The sequence below is a fragment of the Xenorhabdus yunnanensis genome, from assembly GCF_028598805.1.
GTDB classification, from domain to species: Bacteria; Pseudomonadota; Gammaproteobacteria; order Enterobacterales; family Enterobacteriaceae; genus Xenorhabdus; species Xenorhabdus yunnanensis.
This window is the reverse complement of the sequence record NZ_JAQRFI010000234.1, coordinates 1-492: the sequence shown is the minus strand read 5'-3', so window position 1 is coordinate 492 and position 492 is coordinate 1. Positions and strand designations below refer to the sequence as shown.

Genomic DNA, 492 nt, shown 5'->3' with positions numbered 1-492 from the left:
ATCAATAGAATGCAAATGTCAGATTGCGATGCGCCTGTTAGGGCGCGGCTGGTAAGAGAGCCTTATAGGCGCAGATGAAAAACCCCCGGCTATGCCGGGGGATACTTATTCGGTTGGTTTTAAGCGCAGCGGAAAACCAGTTCGACAAGATACTCTTTTTAGTACGTTATTTTTGTCTCGATAGCGTAACTATAATCTTCTGGATATCTATCGAATACTTCTTTCCATTCCACATCAGGAGCGATCGAAGTGACATCATTTTCTGATAACAATAATTGTTTTGTCAGATGGGGGTAGTGCTTACAATACATATCCCATGATGAGGCATATTTTTTCCGCACTGATTCTGGGTAATTATTATTTTTTGAACCTATATACCAATCTAATACTACAGCCGTAATTGCTCTGTAAGCCGATGATCTCCCCGGCGGCGGTAGTGACATTGTTGCGCCCGGTATTGATGCCGTCGTCGCCAGTCTGACCAATGTAAAA

At 43.3% G+C, this 492-nt stretch carries 1 protein-coding gene; it reads right to left on the bottom strand.

Annotated features, from left to right (window positions below):
* Positions 1-158: 158 nt before the first annotated feature.
* A partial coding sequence (locus PSI23_RS22025) for a hypothetical protein (RefSeq protein WP_273557046.1) occupies positions 159-492 on the bottom strand: 334 nt, incomplete at its 5' end.